Genomic DNA, 1,386 nt, shown 5'->3' with positions numbered 1-1,386 from the left:
CTTCAAGAATTTCGTCAAGCCGCTTACAAGCTTTTAGGCAAAGCCCATGATGCTACCTTTGAATTGACTGATGCAATACTACTGACCCGTAATGCCTACAGCTTGGGGGGGGTCTAACACGTAAAAAAATCAGGCAGCCTTTGTTTGGTTAATTAGTGTTCCAAGACGAGTACTCGTAGTAGTAAGGCTGCCTGATTTTTTAGGGGACAATGGGTCGGCAGATTTATCTGTGTCTCCAATTTTTCGACGCAAGTGGCCAAGTATTTACGTTCGCGTAAGCGCAAGCGCACGCCCAGAGGGCGAACGCGCAGCGTGTCGCCTTGCGACTCAGCGTGTCCCCTTGGGACTCAGCGTTACAAGACAGTAGACCACAGCGACAGAAATTGATGCAGTTATATATCAAACAGATGCCGATTGTTGGTCGTCCTTTGCTTGCTGGTGACCACACTGCTTGGTCTCGTCCTGATGCTGTAACTCTACAGGAAAGGACAATTGAGCATAGCAGCACTGCTGTACGAGGAAATAAACCAATTACCATTGGTCAGGGATATAGTACTATTGCTTGGGTGCCAGAATCGAATGGCAGTTGGGCATTACCCTTGAGGCATGAGCGAATCACTAGGCAGGGATTGCCCCATAGAGAAAGCAGCTTGGCAACTACAACAAGTGTGTGAGCATTTATCCACTAGACCAATTTCGGTTTGGGATAGTGAGTATGGGTGTGCCCCTTTTATGTTGAAGACTGCCAACATTCGAGCAGATATTCTTGTCCGTTTGCGTTCAAATCTTTGTTTGTGGGGCGCACCTCCACTATACTCTGGCAAAGGTCGTCCCAGAAAACATGGTGATAAGTTCAAGCTCAATGAACCTTCTACTTGGGGTGAAGCCACTCAAAGTTTGGAGATGAACGATCTCAAACTGGGGCGGGTAAGGGTTAGCTTATGGAAAAATTTAGACTTCCGTAAAACGGCTACGCGCCCAATGTCATTAATCAGGGTTGAGCGTCTTGACCAAAAAGGTTGCGCTAGAGTGTCAAAACCCTTATGGTTGGCTTGGGTAGGAGAAGAAATGCCTCCACTATCGGAAGTTTGGCTACTTTATTTGCGTCGCTTTACCGTTGACCACTGGTATCGTTTTTTGAAGCAACGCCTGCACTGGACACTTCCTAAACTAAGTACCCCAAAACAGTGTGAGCGTTGGAGTGATTTGATGCCAATGATTACTTGGGAGTTATGGTTAGCCCGTGATAAAGTTGGCTGATAATCCCCTACCTTGGCAAAAGTCAATGGACAAATTGACTCCTGGAAGAGTTGCTCAAGCTATGGGAGGAATTTTAGCGGTTCGCAGCGCGTTGCGGTGAGACCAGTGCTGCAGGAGGGTTTCCCT

Annotated in this window: 2 protein-coding genes; both read left to right on the top strand. The window is 47.4% G+C overall.

What is annotated here, in order from left to right; all coding sequences use genetic code 11:
• Positions 1-332 precede the first annotated feature (332 nt).
• Positions 333-674, top strand: coding sequence for a hypothetical protein (locus AC5590_RS31900; protein ID WP_339379319.1), 342 nt, complete (start codon positions 333-335; stop codon positions 672-674).
• Positions 607-1,260 carry a transposase gene (locus tag AC5590_RS31895; RefSeq protein ID WP_246163076.1) on the top strand — a complete coding sequence of 218 codons (654 nt, stop codon included), beginning with the start codon at positions 607-609 and terminating at the stop codon, positions 1,258-1,260. The genes AC5590_RS31900 and AC5590_RS31895 overlap by 68 nt, the downstream gene beginning before the upstream one ends.
• Positions 1,261-1,386: the final 126 nt, after the last annotated feature.

The organism is Brasilonema octagenarum UFV-OR1 (assembly GCF_963888615.1).
GTDB classification, from domain to species: domain Bacteria; phylum Cyanobacteriota; class Cyanobacteriia; order Cyanobacteriales; family Nostocaceae; genus Brasilonema; species Brasilonema sennae.
Note: the sequence above shows the minus strand (reverse complement) of the source record. Positions and strands in the feature narration are given on the sequence as shown.

Excerpts from the sequence above, each read along its gene's own strand:
- AC5590_RS31895 (WP_246163076.1), top strand. The coding sequence starts at position 607 with ATGAGCGAATCACTAGGCAGGGATTGCCCCATAGAGAAAGCAGCTTGG.